The following is a 17795-nucleotide window of genomic DNA, read 5'->3' as shown; positions in this document are numbered from 1 at the left end:
CCCGGCTGGCACCTTCCCGCCGCGGGGGGGGTAGGGAATCTGGCCGGGCGCGGCCGGCGCGGGCTTACTTATTCAGTACCAGCTTGTGGGTGAGCACTTGCTGGCCCGTGACGAGGCGTAGCACGTAGATGCCCTGGCTCAGGCCCTGGCCATCGAGGCTGAGGCGCTGCACGGCGCCGGCCGCGCCCGTGCCTTGGAAGAGCTGGCGCACGAGCTGCCCGCGCACATCGTAGACGCTGAGCGTGGCCGGGCCGGCGGCGGCCAGGCGGAACTGCACCGTGGCCTGCCGGCTGAACGGATTGGGAAACGCCGTCAGCTCCGTGGCCGTGGCCGTGGCGGTAGCCGCCTCCCCGGCGGCGCCCCGCAGGCTGGCTGAGGCTTGGACTGAGGCCTGGGCTGCGACTGCCGGGGCGGCAAGGGGGTAGGGCGCCAGGCGGCTGCCGGCGATGGGTCCCTCGAACGAGCCGTCGGGCAGACGCATCGCCACCGAGACGTAGCCCGGCCCCCAGCCCTGCTTGTGCAGCGCCTCGATGTAGTAGCGGCGGCCCGCCACCAGATTGATGGGCGCTGAGCGCTGGCTGGCGTAGCGAGTGTAGTCGCGGGCCGAAGAAGTCCAGCTTGTCGAAGCGGCCAGGCGCACTCTGTTGGCCGGGTCCTCGTCGGTGCTCAGCCACAGCTCGCTCTGGTCGTCGCCGGCAATGAAGAAAGTATAGGCGCCGCTCAGCGGCGGGCAAACGTAGCCGCGCAGCCGGGCGCCGTAGTTCGCGCCCAGGCCGGCCGGCGACTCAAACTGGGTTAGGGCCACGGTGGTGCTGGGCGCGGTGCCCAGCGGGATGCTGGCCACGGTGCTGCCGCTCACGCCGTTCCACTGCTCGTGCAGCAGGGTGCCCGTCGCGGTGCAGGTGTCAGGGGTAGGCGGCGGGGGCGGCGGTGAGGTGGCTACCACCACGAACGGCGAGAGGCGGCTACCGGCCACGGGGGCCTCGGTGCTGCCATCGGGCAGGCGCATCGCTACCGACACGTAGCCCGGTCCCCAACCCTGCTTGTGCAGCGCCTCGATGTAATAGCGCCGGCCGGCCAACAAGTTCACCGGCGCCGAGCGCTGGCTGGGGTAGCGGGTATAGTCGCGCGCCGAGGCTGTCCAGCCCGTGCAGCTGGCCAGGCGCACTCTGTTGGCCGGGTCCTCGTCGGTGCTCAGCCACAACTCGCTCTGGTCGTCGCCGGCAATGAAGAAAGTATAGGCGCCGCTCAGCGGCGGGCAAACGTAGCCGCGCAGCCGGGCGCCGTAGTTGTGGTCCTGGCCCGTGAGGGCCTCAAACTGCGTCAGGGCGCTGCGGCTGCTGGGCTCAAACTTCAGCGGAATGCTGCTGATGGTGCTGCCCGGCACGTCGTTCCACTGCTCGCGCAGCAGGCTGCCCGTAGCGGCGCAGTCGGGGGTGACGATGGTGGTGAAAAAGGCGGGCACGCCGGTCAGGGGCAGGGCCTGGGCGGCCGACTGCCGCGGCGCGGCGCCGGTCAGGGCGTAGTCCCACTCGCGGCGCTGCACGCTGTCCACGCGCCAGGCGGCGGGGAAGCGGTAGCTGGCGCTGGCTTCTTCAGAATTGTCAGTTAATGCCTTGGCCCAGAGCACGTACACGTAGCTGCCATCCTTGCCGAAGGCGGCCCCATTGACCTCAGTGGGCAGGGCCAGCGCGGTGGTGCGGGCGGCGTCATACTGGTAGCCGTAGAGCAGCTGCGAGGTCGTCTGAAAGGCCTGGCCCAACTGGGTTTGCTTGGTGGTGGTGGGCGTGGCGCGGTTCAGATTTTCGTAGAGGCCCATCAGCCCCAGCTCGTCGCCGCCCGACACCGATACGCCCGGCGCCGGCGCATCGACGCTCTCGCCGATGCTATAGTAGTAGAACTGCCGGATGGCGTTCTTCTGGGTCAGCACCAAGGACTTGATGCCGAAGTTGCGCTGGGCCTCGTCGGAGCCGGTGCGGGTGCCGGAGGTGCGGCGGCTCACGTTGGACTCGGTCAGGGTGAAGAGCTTGGCCGGGTGCAGCGTGCCGTCGTAACCGTACTTGGCCAGCACGGCCGCCATCTGGTTTTTATTTTCAATAACCCGCTCGGCCGCGTAGTCGGAGCTGCGCCGGTAGCGCATGGCGTTGACGGCGCCGTCCCAGTAGTGCAGCGAATAGTTGGGGTAGGTGTGGTAGCTCAGCACGTCGAAGTAGGCGCCGGCCGTGCGGGGGTAGGCGTCGGTGGGCAGGCCCTGGTCGGGGTTGTCGGTGTAGCGCAGCAGCGCATCTACGTACTCGGGGTAGCCCACGCTGGTGGTCACGTAAGCGTCGGGGCGGTACTTCTTCACGATTTCGTAGGTGATGCGCAGCATCCGCACGTAGTGGTAGAACGGGGCCCGCGTGTTGAGCTGCTCGGCGGGGGTAGGGGCGCGGGTCAGCCAGGCGCTCACGTCGGCGCCGTTGGCAAAGTCGGGCTCGTTGACCACCTCCCAGAAGCGCACCTGGCTGCCGTAGGTCTGTAGCAGTCGGTACACGTAGCGGGCGTAGTAGTTGTCAAAGTTGACCGTGCCGTCGGGGTTCCAGATGGGCTCGTAGAGCCGGGCAAACAGCTTGGCCTGCTTCGTGCTGCCCGGATACGTAATGGTGTCACGGTGGGCCTCCGAGGGCTTTTCGATGAAGCAGGTGATTTCCTTCATGCCCAGCTCGTTCACGTACTTAGTGAACGTGGCGCGGCGAATATTGTAGCCGTAGTATTCCACAAACGACTCGGGCAGCGTGGGGCGCAGCGAGTGCACGCCAGTTTTCTGGCCTGCGGCGGCCAGCGTTTCGTCGTTCCAGCCATATCCGTAGAAGCCGATGTTGCAGCCGTACTGGAAGTTCTCGGTGTAGGGCCGGATGTAGTCGTCAGCCGTTGAGGGCACCGTGGTTTGCGCCAGCGCCGGCAGACTGCTGAGCGCCAGCCAGAGCCAGGTCAGGCGCAGCAGTTTTTGGGAGAAGTGTTTCATTCGTAAAAAGGGGGTAGGAAAGTGGAAAAGAAGATAAGGCACGTTAGCGGGCGGGCGGCAAATGCGTCCGCGCCGCCCCGGCGGGAAGCCGGAATTCTGAACTTAAATTTAAAATGTAAAAAACAGTTGCCCTTAAAAATCACAGAATTTCCTGGTAAAATACTGTGATATTAGGAAAATTTATATTTCAACTGATGGAATAGAAGGAATCCCGGATGGCTCCGCGCTGGTGGCGGCTCGCACCCGGCGGGCGCGCGCCGCTGCGCCGGTCCCTACCCCCCCGCAGCCCCGGCCAGCGAGCGGGCCGCAAGCTGCAAATCCTAAAAAAGGCTGCCCTCGAACCGAGAGCAGCCTTTTTTAGGATTTGCAGCTTGCAGGAAGAATATAATGGCGCCGCCGACGCCAGTCGTCGGGCGGGTAGCCGGCCTACTTTTTCGTGGCCTTCATCAGCCAGTTGGCCACGGCCGCCACCGTGACGGTACTGGCCGCCGCCACGGCCGCCACCACCTTGTGGCCGTCGGGGGTGGCGGGCGAGTTCACCAGGTTCTGGTAGCGCTTGAGCGGGTTGGTTTCGGGGTCGACGGCTTGCTCAGCCTGGTTGTCGGCGGTAGCAGCGGCCGCGTCGGCGGCTGGCTGCGAGAGGTCGGGAGTGGTTGGGGCGTCAGTCATGGTAGTAGAGGGTTGAAGGGAGGATGTACAAGCCGCCCGGCGCCGGTGCCGGAGCAGGCCGACGGCCAGCAGCCCGGCGCCCAACAAGGCAATGACAATCGTTGGACGCGGCACAGCAGCACAACAAGAAGATACAACTGAACAAACGCTAGTTTAGCGCCCAGGGTTATCGGCGAAATCGTCCGCCGGCTATGGGGCGGGGCGGGGTCGCCCGCCGAAACGTGTTTTCTTTGCGTCCGCGCTCCGGCTTACTCTCACCGCGCCCCGCTCCCATTTTCCCTATGACCCCTACCCCCCCCTCCGCCGCCACCAGCCTGCGGGCCGGCGTACTGCACTCCGACGAGGTGCAGGCCCTGTTTCAACTCGCCAAAGCCCAGGCCTTCGCCCTGCCCGCCGTCAACGTGACCGGCACCAACACCGTCAACGCCGTGCTCGAAACGGCCAAGGCGGTGAACTCGCCGGTCATCATCCAGTTCTCGAACGGCGGGGCCCAGTTTTTCGCCGGCAAGACGGCGCCGAATGCCGACCAGCGCGCCAGCATCGCGGGCGGCATTTCGGGGGCTCAGCACGTACACCTGATGGCGGAGCTGTATGACGTGCCGGTGGTGCTGCACACCGACCACGCCGCCAAAAAGCTGCTGCCCTGGATTGACGGGCTGCTCGCGGCCGGCGAAAAGCACTTCCAGCAGTTCGGGCAGCCCCTGTTCAGCTCCCACATGCTGGATTTGTCGGAGGAGCCGATTGCGGAAAATATTGAAGTCTGCAAGCGCTATTTGGAGCGCATGAGCAAAATCGGGATGACGCTGGAAATCGAGCTAGGCGTGACCGGCGGCGAGGAAGACGGCGTGGACAACTCCGACGTGGACAGCTCCAAGCTCTACACCCAGCCCTCGGAGGTGGCTTACGCCTACAAGGAGCTGATGGAGGTAAGCCCGCGCTTCACCATTGCGGCGGCGTTTGGCAACGTGCACGGCGTCTATAAGCCCGGCAACGTGAAGCTCCAGCCCAAGATTCTGCACAACTCGCAGCTTTACGTGCAGGAGCACTTCGGCACCGGCCCGCAGCCCGTCGATTTCGTGTTTCACGGCGGCTCGGGCTCCAGCCAGGAGGAAATCCGGGAGGCCATCAGCTACGGCGCCATCAAGATGAACATCGACACGGATTTGCAGTGGGCGCTCTGGGAAGGCATCAAGAACTACTACGTGCAGAACGAGGCCTTTTTGCAGGGCCAGATTGGCAATCCCGGCGGGGCCGACTCGCCCAACAAGAAGTACTACGACCCGCGCGTGTGGCTGCGCAAGGGCGAGGAAACCTTCGGCGCCCGCCTCCGGCAGGCCTTCGAGGACCTCAACGCCCTGAACCGCCGTCCGGCCTAGGGAAGGGGGTAGGAAAACCAGCAGCGCCCCGGCGGGTCTTACGCTCGCTTGTGGTTGAGCAGGTAGCGCAGGGTAGGAAAACCAGCCGGCCCCGGCGGGGCGACCCAGCTTGTCCGAATTGTTGCATTCGGGCCGGTGGGTCGCGCTGCCGGGGCTTGGCTCGCGCGAGGGGGGGTAGGGAGTTGGCGGCCGGAGCCGCGCCGGGCGAAAGCCGGGCTAGCCTGCGCGCCAGCCTGATTGTAGCGCGAAGGATTTATTTGGACCTAAAGCTGCTTGGGCGGCCACAGCTGTTTTCGTAATCATCACTTTTATACGCATCGCATTTAATGAAGCACGGCTTACTTACTTTTCTGCTGCTGGCGGCGGCCACGCTCGGCGCCCAGGCCGCCCAGCTCACGTTGCGGGTGAATATGCAGGGCCAGACCGTCGGCGTGGGCGGCGTGCACGTGGCGGGCTCATTTCAATCGGAGGCCGGCTTTCCGGCCGATTGGAACCCGGCCACGACGGCCCTGACTGACCTCGATGGCGACGGCGTCTACGAGGTGACGGTGAGCGTGCCGGCCGGCGTGTACTACTACAAGTTCATCAACGGCAACGCCTGGCCTGCCGCCGAGCCGCTCAGCGCCGGCTGCGCCGTCGATGACGGCGGCGGCAACCTCAACCGCGAGGTGACGGTAGGCGCCGGCGCGCTGCGCCTGCCCGTCCCGGCCTTCGGCGGCTGCCTGACCCAGGTAAAGCTCAGCGTGAATATGCAGGGGCAGGCCGTGGCGGCCGGCGGCGTGCACGTGGCCGGCAACTTCCAGGCGATGGCCGGCTACGGCCCCGACTGGGACCCGGCCAGCCTGCCGCTGAGCGACCCCGACGGCGACGGCACCTACGAGGTGCGGCTGGCCCTGCCCGCGCCGGGCCGCTTCCAGTACAAGTTTATTAATGGCGCGGCCTGGGCCGGGGCCGAAACTGTGCCCGCCACCTGCGGCACGGACGACGGCAGCGGCAACCTCAACCGCGTGCTCGACGCCACGGCCGCCGTGAGCGCGCCGCCGGCTGTGTGCTTCGGGCAGTGCGCGCCCTGCGGCGAGGTGGCGCCCCGCACCGACTACGCCACCCACTGGTGGAACGACGCCGTGTTCTACGAAGTCTTTGTGCGCAGCTTCCAGGACTCCAACGGTGACGGCATCGGCGACTTTCGGGGCCTGATTTCCCGCCTCGACTACCTCAACGACGGCAACCCGGCCACCACCACCGATTTGGGCGTGACCGGCATCTGGCTGATGCCCATGATGGAGTCGCCGAGCTACCACGGCTACGACGTGACCAACTACCAGGCCACCGAGCCCGACTACGGCACGATGGCCGACTTCGAGGCCTTGCTGGCCGCCGCCCACGCCCGTGGCATCAAGGTGATTATTGACCTGGTGCTCAACCACGCCAGCTCCCAGCATCCCTGGTTTCAGCAGGCCGCCAACTCGCCCGCTAATACCTACCGCGACTGGTTCCGGTGGTCGGCCACCCGGCCCGCCTACGCCGGGCCCTGGGGCCAGAACGTGTGGCACGCCCGCAACGGCAGCTACTACTACGGCCTCTTCTACGACGGGATGCCCGACCTGAACTGGAACAACGCGGCCTTGAAAGCCACGATGTGGGACGCCACCCGCTTCTGGCTGAACAAGGGCGTGGACGGCTACCGCCTCGATGCTGTGAAGTACCTGAACGAGGACGGCGCCGCCCTCGAAAACACGCCCGCTACTCTGGCCACGCTCCAGGAGTTCGGGCAGGTGGTGCGCACGGCCCGGCCCGCGGCGTTCACCGTGGGCGAAGCCTGGTCGCCTACCCCCCGGGTGGTGCCCTACGTGAGCCAGGGCCGCCTCGATGCCTGCTTTGAGTTTGACTTGGCCGTTGCCACCATCGACGCGCTCAACTTCGGCAACCCCGCCGGGCTGACGACCAAGCTGAGCCAGGTGGCCAATGCCTACCCCCAGCTGCAATACGCGACCTTCCTGGCCAACCACGACCAGGACCGCATCCTGGAGGCGCTGGGCGGCAATGCGGCCCGGATGCGCCAGGCCGCCGCGCTCTACCTGACCATGCCGGGCGTGCCGTTTCTGTATTACGGGGAAGAAATCGGGCTGCTCGGCAAGGGCCCGGACGAGGAAAAGCGCAAGCCCATGCAGTGGACCGCCGCGGCCGGCGCGGGCTTCACCACCGGCACCCCCTGGCGGGCCGTGGGCGCTAACCTGGCCCAGGCCAACGTCGCGACGCAGCAAGCCGACTCCAGCTCGCTGCTGCGCCATTACCAGCGGCTCATCGGCCTGCGCACCGCCCACGAAGACCTGCGCAAGGGCTACCTGCTGCCCGTGACCACGCCCACGGCCGGCGTCGTGAGCTACGGCCGCGTGTATGGCAGCGAGGCCACCATCGTGGTGGCCAACGTCAGCGCTGCGGCCGCCCGGCCAGCCGTTTCGGTGGCCGTCTCGACCTTGCCGGCCGGCACCTACCAGGCCACGGACCTGTATTCGGGCCAGGCGGCGGGGCCCGTCACGGTCGATGCGCGGGGCGCCCTCAGCGGCTGGGCGGCGGCGCTGCCGGCGCTGGCCGCCAACCAGACCTGGCTGCTGCATCTCAGCCGGGCGCAGGTTGCCACGGCCACGACCGGCCCGCAAGCCCCGCTCGCGCTGGCGCTCTACCCCAACCCGGCCGCCACGCAGGTGCGCCTGGAGCTGCGCAATGCCCCGGCCGCCGCCACCCGCCAGCTCAGCGTGTATGACCTGACCGGGCGCCGCCAGCACGCGGCCACTTTCAGCGGCGCCCGCCACACCCTCGACACCAGCGCCTGGGCCGCCGGCACCTACTTCGTGCGGATTCAGACGGGCCGCGTCGTGACGATGCAGCGTCTGGTGGTGGCGCGTTAGGGCGCCGGCGGGGGGGTAGGAAAACGGGTGCGCCGCGCCGGGTCGGCTTCGCTCACCCACTAGTTTCAAAAAGGCCCTGGCAGTTGCCAGGGCCTTTTTTTATGCCGGACCGGGCTACTACCAGCTGCGTAGAAACCCGGATTTCGGCCGCGCAAATACGGAAATCTCCTGTTCAGCTGAATCCGCTGGAAGTAGCCCAGCCGTAAAGCAGGCCGTTTCCTATCTCCCGTTCAACTTTTTCTTTCTTCTATGCAAAATATTCACTTTCGCCCGTTTGGGCGGCGCGCCCGGCACCTGAGCTATTTGCTGCTGCTGGCCCTGGTTCCCGCCCTGTCGCTTTCTTCCTGCGATAACGATGACGACGGCGACGCCACGGCCGGCCTGATTCAGCCCACCGGCGAAAAGCCGGCGTATGCGCCCACCATCGACCCGCAAATGCAGGCCGTGGTTGAGCAGTTCGTGGCCTTTGGCACGCCGCCGCTGCCCACGCTTTCGCCCCGGCAGGCCCGCATGGCCCCGAGCATCACCGACGCCGTGCAGGAGCTGCTGACCAAGAACAACCGCCAGGCGCGGGCCTTCAACGGCACCGTCACCCAGCGCGTCATTCCCGGCTCCTACACCCCGCAGTCGGCCCCGGATGGTATTCTGGTGCGCATCTACACGCCCAGCGGGGTGAGCGGCGCGCTGCCAGCCATCGTGTACTACCACGGCGGCGGCTGGGTCATCGGCTCGCTGGATGTGTATGAGCCGTCGGCCAAGGCATTGGCCGCCAAGGCGGGGGCCATCGTCATCTCGGTGGATTACCGTCTGGCGCCCGAAAACAAGTTTCCGGCCGCCCACGAAGATTCCTACGCCGCCTACAAGTGGACCCGCGACCAGGCCACGACTCTCAACGTCAACCCCGCCAAAATCGCGGTGGCCGGCGAGAGTGCCGGCGGCAACCTGGCCGTAGCCGTGAGCCTGCTGGCCAAGGAGCGGAGCCTGGCGCTGCCGGTTCACATCCTGTCCGTCTATCCCATCGCCAACAACGACACCAACACGGCCTCTTACCAGCAGTATGCCACGGCCAAGCCGCTGGACAAGCCCGGCATGGAGTACTTCTTCGCCAACTACCTGCGCACGCCCGCCGATGGTGATAGCCCCCTTATTTCGCTAGTCGATGTAGCCAACCTGAGCGGCCTGCCCCCGACCACCATCATCGCGGCTGAAATCGACCCGCTCCAAACCGAGGGCGGACAGCTGCGCGACCGGCTGCAGGCCGCCGGCGTCACGGTGAACTACCAGCTCTACGCCGGCACCACCCACGAGTTTTTCGGCACCCACGACGTGGTGCCCAAGGCCAATGAGGCCCAGGACTATGCCGCCACGCAGCTGCGCACGGCTTTCCAGTAGCAGAGGGGGTAGGGCCGGCCTGAGCGAAGGCTGACCGCGTCCGCCGCTTCCAGACTGCGGCCTCCCCGCTGGCGCTGGCCGCTCTGGGCGCCGGGGCGGCAGTCGGCGCCTACCCCCCTCCGCCCAGGCAAAGGCAGGGGTAGAAGATTTAATAAAAAGACCCCGCTGCACGTCGCAGCGGGGTCTTTTGGCAGGAGGGGCCGGCGCCGCGCCGGCCCGGCGCCCGGATTCAGCTTGGGTTTAGATATTAGATTTGCTCCTTAATTAGAAAAGTTGAACGTCATGCAGAGCGCAGCGAAGCATCTCGCGCGGAGTAGTAATCAAATCGTTGTTTACCGCTGGTTACTGCTGCGAGCGAGATGCTTCGCTGCGCTCTGCATGACCGCCTTTTCCCTGTTCTTAATTTAGGAGCAAGTCCATTCCTTACCTCCCTTTCTTGCGGGGAAGGGGGGTAGGGAGGTGCCGCCCGCTAGTCCCGGTAGTTGAGCGCCGGCTGGCGGTCGCCCAGCAGGGGCTTGTAGACGTAGGAGCCCACGTCCTGCCGGAATTCTTCCTGGGCCTTGGTGAGCAGCGCGGCGTCGGTGTAGAGGTCGATGGCGGTGAGGGCCAGGGTTTTGGCGGCCACCATCATGCCCTTGGTGCCCGACTCCTGGGCGCCGCAGGCCACGGCCTGCCAGCTGTGGCCGGGCGTGCCGGGCACGAAGGTGGCCGCCATCAGGCCCACGGTGGGCACCACGTAGCTTACGTCGCCCACGTCGGTGCTGCCGCCGCCATCCGAAGGGCCGAAGGGCTGCACCGTGGCCGCCGACGCCAGGGGCGGGGCCGGCGCGCCCAGCGAAGCCTGAATCTGGCGGCCAAATGCCTCGTCCTGGGCTGAGTAGCTCACGCCGCCGACCTGCTCCAGGTTGCGCTGCACGGCCCGGCCCAGGGTTTCGTTGAGCAGCAAGTCGTGGGTGCCGCCGATGATTTCGTGGTCCACGGTGGTGCCCGTGCCCAGGGCGGCACCCTCGGCTGCCTTCACGACGCGGGCAAACACCGCGCTGACCTGCTCGCGGCTGGGGTGGCGCACGTAGTAGTACACCTCGGCAAAATCCGGCACCACGTTGGGCGCCTTGCCGCCGCTGGTGATGACGTAGTGAATGCGCGTTTCCTGGGGCACGTGCTCGCGCATCATATTGACCATGTGGTTCATGGCCTCCACGCCGTCGAGGGCGCTGCGCCCGCGCTGCGGAGCCGCCGCCGCGTGGGCCGAGACGCCGTGGAAGCGAAACTTGGCCGACGAGTTGGCCAGAAACGTGGCCATCATCGCCTGGTTGACGCTGCTCGGGTGCCAGTGCAGCACCGCGTCCACGTCCTTGAACAGCCCGGCCCGCACCATATAGACCTTGCCGCTGCCGCCCTCTTCGGCCGGCGTGCCGAACACCTTGACGGTGCCCCGGAGCTTGCCTTCCCGAAGCAGTTTCTTCAGCGCGATGCCCGCCGCCACGCTGGCCGTGCCGAACAGGTGATGCCCGCAGCCGTGGCCCGCGTCCTGGCCGGCCACGGGGCGCTTTTCAGCCCCGCCCTGCTGCGAGAGGCCCGGCAGCGCGTCGAATTCGGCCAAGATGCCAATCACCGGCTGCCCGCTGCCGTAGCTCGCCACGAACGCCGTCGGGATGCCCGCCACGCCCGCTTCTACCTTAAATCCCTGGTCGCGCAGCGTTTTTTGCAGCAGGGCCGAGCTTCGGGTTTCCTTGTAGCCCACCTCGGCGAAGCCCCAGATTTGCAGGGCCACCTGGCGGTAGTCGGCGTAGCGGGCTTGCAGCTCTTGCAGGGCCTGGGCTTTGAGGGGCGCCACCGGCTCGGTGGGGGGGGCAGCCGCCGGCAGGCCGAGACTCAGCCAGCCGGCCACGAGGGACATCAGCTTCATGGGAAGGGGTAGGGAAGGAGAAAGGAAAGTTTCGCCGATTGGGAGCAGGGTGCCCAAAAGTAGCGCCGGGGCGCCCGGCGAAGCCACAGCCAGGGCGGCCCGGAGCCGAAAGATATTTTAGAGAATCGTATCAATAATATAGTAAAAAATACTCTTTCCTTCCTATCTTGGGACCCAATGGCGCTCCGTTGGCGCGGGCGCTGCATTTTCCACCTCATCCCCCATTCCCGTTATGCAGCACATTCTCGTACCCACCGATTTTTCGCCCGAAGCCCACAACGCCTTTGAGGTGGCCCTGCAGCTGGCGCAGCGCACCGGCGGCCGGGTCCTGCTGCTGCACGTGCTGCTCGACGCGCCCAGCGGCGGGGGCGCGATGGTCACGACCGGGGGCCGCACGAGCGGCGGCGACCTCGACGACCTGTTCATGGTGCGGCGCCTGCAGATGACCAAGCACCGCATGGCCCGGCTGCTGGCCGAAGCCGCCGAAACCGCCCCGGCCGTGCGCGTGCTCGACATGGTGGAAACCGGCACCCTGGAGGAAGCCGTGCTGGAGCTGATTGGCCGCCACCAAATCAACCTCGTCGTCATCGGCGCCCACGAGCACGCCTCCGCGCGCCCGCTGTTCGGCCCCGACTCCTACGCCGAGCGCCTCGTGCGCCGCGCCACCTGCCCGGTGCTCACCGTCAAGCACCCGGCCCCCGCCTTCGCGGCGCACACCATCGTGTTCGCCTCCGACTTCGCCCCCGAAGCCGACCGCGCCGTGCCCGCCCTGCGCCAGCTGCAGGCCGCCTTCCCCGGCGCCATGCTGCGGCTGCTCGACGTGGCAACCGGCGCCGCCCGCCGCGCGGCGGCCCTGGCGCGCATCCACGACTTTGCCCGGCGCCACGCCCTGCCCAACTGCCAGCCCACCGTGCACGACGAAGCGCGGGTGCCGGCCGGCATTCAGCCCTACGCCGCCGACGCCCACACCGACCTGGTGGTGATGCTCAGCCACGGCCACACCGGCCTCTGGCACCTGCTGCAAGGCAGCATCGCCGAGCGCGTGGCCGTGCAGACGGCCGCCCCGGTCCTCACCTTCCACCCCTGGGAGCAGATTGAGGTGGGGGCCGGCGCGCGAACTTCTGCCCAGCCGGCCTGATACGGAGACGGGGGGTAGGGACAGCCGGCTGATTGCCCTACCCCCCCTCCAGCCCGCCTAGCCCGCCAGAGAACGCCCCAGAAAACGCGCCAGGTAGGGCGCCGTGCGGCTGGCTTTCATCTTCGCCACGTCGGCTGGCCGGCCCTGGGCGACTAGCTGCCCGCCCTCGTCGCCCGCGCCGGGGCCCAGGTCCACCACCCAGTCGGAGGCCGCCACCACGCGCATGTCGTGCTCCACCACGATGACCGTGTGGCCGGCCTCCACGAGCTGGTCGAGCTGCGCGAGCAGGCGCTCCACGTCGGCCGGGTGCAGGCCGGTGGTGGGCTCGTCGAGCACGTAGAGCGAGTGGCCGCGCCCTTGCCGCTGCAATTCCGTGGCGAGCTTGATGCGCTGAGCCTCGCCGCCGGATAGCTCGGTGGCGGGCTGGCCCAGGCGCAGGTAGCCCAGGCCCACGTCGCGCAGCACCGCCAGGGCCCGCTGCACGGCGGGCTCTTCGGCGAAGAACTCGTGGGCCGCGTCCACAGTCAGGTGCAGCACCTCGGCGATATTCTTGTCGCGGTACCTGATTTCCAGCGTCCGGGCGTTGTAGCGGGCGCCCTGGCACACCGGGCAGGGCGCGTACACGCTGGGCAGAAACAGCAGCTCGACCATCACGAAGCCCTCGCCGAGGCAGTTTTGGCAGCGCCCCTTCGCCACGTTGAAGGAAAAGCGGCCCGCGTCGTAGCGCCGCTGCCGGGCCGCCGGCGTGGCGGCGAACAGCCGGCGCACGTGGTCGAAGAGGCCCGTGTACGTGGCCATGTTGGAGCGCGGCGTGCGGCCGATGGGCTTCTGGTCGACTACCACGAGGCGCCTGAGCTGCTCCAGCCCAGAGACAATACGGCCAGATTTTGAATGAGGAATCAGGAATGAAGAATGAGGAATTTCCTCCTCTGCTTCTCCCTCTTTCAATTCCTCATTCTTCATTCCTAATTCCTCATTCAAAAGTTCCACCAGCACCTGGCTGATGAGCGTGGATTTGCCGGAGCCCGACACGCCCGTGACCGTGGTGAGCACCCCCAGCGGCAGCCTGATGGTGAGATTATCAAGGTTGTGGCGCGTGATGCCTTCCAGCGCCAGCCAGCCCTGGGGCGGGCGCGGCGGGCGGGCCATCTGGGCGTTGGCTTCTTCAAGCAAAAAGCGCCGCGTCTGCGAATTCCCTACCCCCCTCAAGCCGGCCGGAGGGCCGCTATACAGTACCTCGCCGCCCTGCTCGCCCGCCGCCGGCCCCACGTCCACGAGCCAGTCGGCGCGGCGGATTACGTCCAGGTTGTGCTCGACGACGAAGAGGGAGTTGCCCGCTTTTTTCAGGCCCGCCAGGGCTTTCAGCAGCGCCTCCGTGTCGGATGGGTGCAGCCCCGCCGAGGGCTCATCGAGCACGTACACCACCCCGAACAGGTTGGAATACAGCTGCGTAGCCAGCCGCAGCCGCTGCAGCTCGCCGGGCGAGAGCGTGGGCGTGCTGCGCTCCAGCGACAGGTAGCCCAACCCCAAATCCAGCAGCACGGCCAGGCGGGCGCCCAGGTCGGCGGCAATGCGGCGCGCGACTTCGGCCTGCTCGGGGTGCGCGGCGTCGTGGGCCTGCGCGGCGGCTGTGCCGGCGGCGTAAGGCTGAAGCAGGGCGGCCGCTTTTTGCAGGGGTAGGGCGGCGAAATCGGCGATGTCGAGGCCGGCGAATTTTACGCTCAGACTCTCCGGCCGCAGGCGCTTGCCGTGGCAGAGCGGGCACTCGGTGCTGAGCATATACTGCATCACCCGCTTCTTCATGAGCGCGCTCTGGGTATTGGCGAACGTGTGCAGCACGTGGCGCCGCGCGCTGCTGAACGTGCCCATGTAGTTCGGCTCGGCCTTGCGCTTCAGGGCGCGCTGCGTTGCCTCGGGCGAGTAGCCCGGATAGACCGGCACGACCGGCTGCTCGTCGGTGAACAGAATCCAGTCGCGTTCCTGCTGGGGCAGCTCCTGCCAGGGCCGGTCCACGTCGTAGCCCAGCGTCACGAGAATGTCGCGCTGGTTCTGCCCGCCCCAGGCCTGCGGCCACGCCGCAATGGCCCGCTCCCGGATGGTGAGCGACGGGTCGGGCACCATCGACTGCTCCGTGACCTCGTAGATGCGGCCCAGGCCGTGGCAGGTGGGGCAGGCGCCTTCGGGCGTGTTGCTGGAAAACGCCTCGGCGTAGATAATGCCCTGCCCGGCCGGGTAGTCACCGGCCCGCGAGTAGAGCATCCGCACCAGGTTCGAGAGCGTCGTGACCGAGCCCACCGACGAGCGCGTGGTGGGCGTGCCGCGCTGCTGCTGCAAGGCCACGGCCGGCGGCAGGCCCTCAATGCTATCCACTTCCGGCACCGTGAGCTGATGAAACAGCCGCCGCGCATACGGCGACACCGATTCCAGGTAGCGCCGCTGCGCCTCGGCGTAGAGCGTGCCGAATGCCAGGCTGGATTTGCCCGACCCCGACACGCCGGTGAACACCACCAGCGCGTCGCGCGGCAGGTCCACATCCACGTTCTTGAGGTTGTGCTCGCGGGCGCCGCGCACGCGCACGAAGCCAGTAATGGGGGGTAGGGCAGGTTGAGGAGCGGGTTCGGGCATGGCGGCGGCGTTCAAATTTTTGCTGCCTATACGCAGGCGGAGCGCAAGGTTGGGCCCGCACTGCCGGTTGGCTCAGCGCTGCCCGTAGCTCAGCGCCCTTTTTCCCGGCTTCAGCAGATTTTTGCCTTGGTTCAGGGCGGGCCGCTTTCGGCAGCGAGGGTAGGGGGCGTGGTTTGGGGCACAATTCACTCCTTCTAATTACTCGCCATGCACTCGCTGTTTACGTTCCTGCTGCTGCTGCTTGCGGCCGCCACCACTTTTCGCAGCCAGGCCCAGGCTCCCGGCCAGCTAGCCGGCCAGCTGCTCGACGAGCGGCACCAGCCGCTGCCCTTCGCCACGGTGCTGCTGCGGCAGGTCCGCGACACCACCTGGGTGCGCGGCGCCGTGGCGCAAGCCGATGGCCGCTATGCCTTCACGAGCCTGGCGCCCAATCAATACCGCCTGACGGTTATCATGCTGGGCTACCAACCATTCCGCTCCGCGCCGTTTGAGCTGACGACGGCCGCGGCCATCCTGCAATTGCCACCCATTCAATTAGCCCCGGCTGCCCGGCAGCTCAACGGCGTGGAGGTGCGCGGCCAGCGGCCGCTGCTGGAAATGCAAGCCGGCAAAATGGTGCTCAACGTGGCTGATAGCCCCGCCGCGGCCGGCGCCACCGCCCTGGAAGTGCTTCAGAAAGTGCCGGGCCTGGTCGTGCTCAACGACCGCCTCAGCCTGGCTGGCCGCGAGGGGGTAGTAATTCTGCTCGATGGCCGCCCGACCCGCTACACCGACGTAGTGAGCGTGCTCAAGGACTTTCCGAGCAGCAGCATCGACCGGATTGAGGTTGTCACGCAGCCGGGAGCCGCCTACGACGCGGCCGGCAGCGCGGGCATCATCAACCTTATTCTCAAGAAAAACGCCAACCTCGGCACCAACGCCAGCGCCACGCTCACGGCCGGCTACGGCCGCTCCGCCAAAGCCGGCGCCGCCCTCGACCTCAACCACCGGACGGCCAAGGGGTTGAACGTGTTCGGCAGCTACGCCTATAATCACCGCCCGACCTACGAGCAGCTCAATACTGACCGCGTGGTGCGCGACAGCGCCGGCCGCCTGACGTCCTACGCCCAGCGCAGCTACCAGCCGCGCACCTCGGCCGTGAACACCGTCCGCGCCGGAGCTGATTTGCCGCTCGCGCGCCGCCAAACGCTGGGCGTGCTGCTAAGCGGCTACTCCGCCCGCACCGAAGTCGATTACGAAAACCATATCGCCGTGCACCGCGCCGCCGAGCTGCGCCAAACCACCACCCGCAACCACAACCAGCGCCGCACCGACTCCTACGCCGGCAACCTCAACTATAAGCTGGCCCTGGACTCGGCTGGCCGCGAGCTGCTGCTTGATGCCGACTACTCCCGCTACCGGGCCACCACCGACAACCGCCTCACCAATACTCCGGAAGGCGCCGCCGCGCAGCTGCTGCGCTACGACCAGCAAACCGCCATCGGGCTGCGCTCGGCCAAAGCCGACTACCGGCAGCCGCTCGGCACGGCCAAGCTCGCGGCGGGCGCCAAAGTCAGCGCCGCCGACATCGACAGCCAGTTGGATTTTGCCCGCCTCGCGCCCGGCGGCTGGCTCCCGGAACCGGGCCGCGCCGACCATTTTCGCTACCAGGAGCAGATTTCAGCCGCCTACCTGAGCTTTGATAAGCAGTGGTCGGGCCTGCAACTTCAGGCGGGACTGCGCGGCGAGCAAACCCACTCCGTGGCAACGTCCGTGGCCCTGGGCCGCCGCGTGGGCCGCGACTACTTCCAGCTCTTCCCCAGTTTGTCACTTGATAAGTCCTTGACCAAGAAGCTGGGCGCGAACCTAGCCTACGGGCGGCGCATCGACCGGCCCAGCTACCAGGACTTAAACCCCAGCATCCTCTACCTCGACCCCTACAGCCAGCAGCAGGGCAACCCGTTTCTCAGGCCCCAGCTCACCCACGCCTACAGCGCCGCTATCACGTACCAGAAACAGCCCGTGCTCCAGCTCGCCTACAAGCGCACGACCGACGCCATCAGCCTCGTGACGGCCCAGCCCGACAGCGCCGTGTTCTCGACCACCACCAACCTGGGCCGCCTCGACAACTACAGCGCCACCCTGAATTTTCCCCTGCGCCTGGGCCAGCGGCTCAGCGGCTACGGCGGCACCAACGTGTTCTACAACCAGTACCACGGCCAGTACCTCGGCGGTCCGTACCGCAGCGGCAAGCTCTCGGCCATCCTTTACCTGCAAAGCACCGTGGCCCTACCCCGCGGCCTGCGCCTGGAAGTGTCCGGCTTCTACCACTCGGCCGGCCTCAACGGGCTGATTGCCTTCCGCCCCTTCGGCTCGGCCACGCTGGGCCTGCAAAAAGCCATTTGGAAAGAGCAGCTGCAACTGCGCCTGGCCCTCTCCGACGTGCTGTTCACTAATAAGCAGCGCGGCACGGTGCGCTACCAGCAGCAGGACATCCGCTTCTTCACCCAGAGCGAGTCGCGGCAGCTGCGGCTGAGCGTGAGCTATAAGTTCGGCAACCAAAAGCTGCTGGCTGCCCGCAAGCGCGCCACGGGCCTGGAGGAAGAGCGCGGGCGCGTGAAGTCAGATAAGGAATAGCCGTCCGCGCCACCTTTCCTACCCCCCTTCCTTTCCGCTGGCAAGGGGGAGCTAGAGCTTAAGGAGCTGTTTCGGCCGACTTCCTAAACAGCTTCTAATTAAAAAAATTATTAATGAAAAATGGCTGCTGAGTAAGGGCTCATTTCTCATTTTTAAT

The 17795-nt window shown here is 66.9% G+C and carries 9 protein-coding genes; 5 read left to right on the top strand and 4 right to left on the bottom strand.

Annotated elements, in window-relative coordinates; all coding sequences use genetic code 11:
• Window positions 1-64 precede the first annotated feature (64 nt).
• Both ACFE70_RS12425 and ACFE70_RS12420 read right to left on the bottom strand, forming a co-directional pair.
• Entirely contained in the window at window positions 65-3004 is a 2940-nt protein-coding gene (locus tag ACFE70_RS12425; protein WP_375418072.1) for a PA14 domain-containing protein, read from the bottom strand.
• Between the two features lie 426 nt (window positions 3005-3430).
• A complete protein-coding gene (locus ACFE70_RS12420) occupies window positions 3431-3673 on the bottom strand; it encodes a hypothetical protein (RefSeq protein WP_375418071.1) in 243 nt (80 codons plus the stop codon).
• A gap of 281 nt (window positions 3674-3954) precedes the next feature.
• Between ACFE70_RS12420 and fbaA the strand changes: the two genes are divergently transcribed.
• From fbaA to ACFE70_RS12405, 3 genes are all read left to right on the top strand, one after another.
• On the top strand, window positions 3955-5049 hold the full coding sequence (gene fbaA / locus ACFE70_RS12415; protein ID WP_375418070.1) for a class II fructose-bisphosphate aldolase: 1095 nt from the start codon (window positions 3955-3957) through the stop codon (window positions 5047-5049).
• 326 nt (window positions 5050-5375) lie between these two features.
• Window positions 5376-7958, top strand: coding sequence for an alpha-amylase family glycosyl hydrolase (locus ACFE70_RS12410; RefSeq protein WP_375418069.1), 2583 nt, complete (start codon window positions 5376-5378; stop codon window positions 7956-7958).
• Between the two features lie 249 nt (window positions 7959-8207).
• Window positions 8208-9350 carry an alpha/beta hydrolase gene (locus tag ACFE70_RS12405; RefSeq protein WP_375418068.1) on the top strand — a complete coding sequence of 381 codons (1143 nt, stop codon included), beginning with the start codon at window positions 8208-8210 and terminating at the stop codon, window positions 9348-9350.
• 469 nt (window positions 9351-9819) lie between these two features.
• Here the strand turns inward: ACFE70_RS12405 and ACFE70_RS12400 are convergent, their stop codons facing one another.
• Window positions 9820-11259 (bottom strand): amidohydrolase, encoded by a 1440-nt coding sequence (locus ACFE70_RS12400; protein WP_375418067.1) that lies wholly within the window; start codon window positions 11257-11259, stop codon window positions 9820-9822.
• A gap of 232 nt (window positions 11260-11491) precedes the next feature.
• Here ACFE70_RS12400 and ACFE70_RS12395 point away from each other — a divergent pair, with 232 nt between their 5' ends.
• The gene (locus ACFE70_RS12395) at window positions 11492-12397 is read left to right on the top strand and encodes a universal stress protein (RefSeq protein ID WP_375418066.1); all 906 of its coding nucleotides are present in this window, start codon (window positions 11492-11494) and stop codon (window positions 12395-12397) included.
• A gap of 57 nt (window positions 12398-12454) precedes the next feature.
• On the opposite strand, the gene uvrA is transcribed toward ACFE70_RS12395, so the two are convergent.
• Entirely contained in the window at window positions 12455-15022 is a 2568-nt protein-coding gene (uvrA, locus tag ACFE70_RS12390) for an excinuclease ABC subunit UvrA (RefSeq protein ID WP_375418065.1), read from the bottom strand.
• 207 nt (window positions 15023-15229) lie between these two features.
• Here uvrA and ACFE70_RS12385 point away from each other — a divergent pair, with 207 nt between their 5' ends.
• Window positions 15230-17638 (top strand): outer membrane beta-barrel protein, encoded by a 2409-nt coding sequence (locus tag ACFE70_RS12385; protein WP_375418064.1) that lies wholly within the window; start codon window positions 15230-15232, stop codon window positions 17636-17638.
• Window positions 17639-17795 lie beyond the last annotated feature (157 nt).

The sequence above is a fragment of the uncultured Hymenobacter sp. genome, from assembly GCF_964243305.1.
In the GTDB taxonomy this organism is placed as follows: Bacteria; Bacteroidota; Bacteroidia; order Cytophagales; family Hymenobacteraceae; genus Hymenobacter.
Note: the sequence above shows the minus strand (reverse complement) of the source record. Positions and strands in the feature narration are given on the sequence as shown.

What these genes read in the sequence shown, in the direction of transcription:
- ACFE70_RS12425 (WP_375418072.1), bottom strand. Translation starts at nt 3,004, where the DNA reads ATGAAACACTTCTCCCAAAAACTGCTGCGCCTGACCTGGCTCTGGCTG.
- ACFE70_RS12420 (WP_375418071.1), bottom strand. Translation starts at nt 3,673, where the DNA reads ATGACTGACGCCCCAACCACTCCCGACCTCTCGCAGCCAGCCGCCGAC.
- fbaA (WP_375418070.1), top strand. Translation starts at nt 3,955, where the DNA reads ATGACCCCTACCCCCCCCTCCGCCGCCACCAGCCTGCGGGCCGGCGTA.
- ACFE70_RS12410 (WP_375418069.1), top strand. Translation starts at nt 5,376, where the DNA reads ATGAAGCACGGCTTACTTACTTTTCTGCTGCTGGCGGCGGCCACGCTC.
- ACFE70_RS12405 (WP_375418068.1), top strand. Translation starts at nt 8,208, where the DNA reads ATGCAAAATATTCACTTTCGCCCGTTTGGGCGGCGCGCCCGGCACCTG.
- ACFE70_RS12400 (WP_375418067.1), bottom strand. Translation starts at nt 11,259, where the DNA reads ATGAAGCTGATGTCCCTCGTGGCCGGCTGGCTGAGTCTCGGCCTGCCG.
- ACFE70_RS12395 (WP_375418066.1), top strand. Translation starts at nt 11,492, where the DNA reads ATGCAGCACATTCTCGTACCCACCGATTTTTCGCCCGAAGCCCACAAC.
- uvrA (WP_375418065.1), bottom strand. Translation starts at nt 15,022, where the DNA reads ATGCCCGAACCCGCTCCTCAACCTGCCCTACCCCCCATTACTGGCTTC.
- ACFE70_RS12385 (WP_375418064.1), top strand. Translation starts at nt 15,230, where the DNA reads ATGCACTCGCTGTTTACGTTCCTGCTGCTGCTGCTTGCGGCCGCCACC.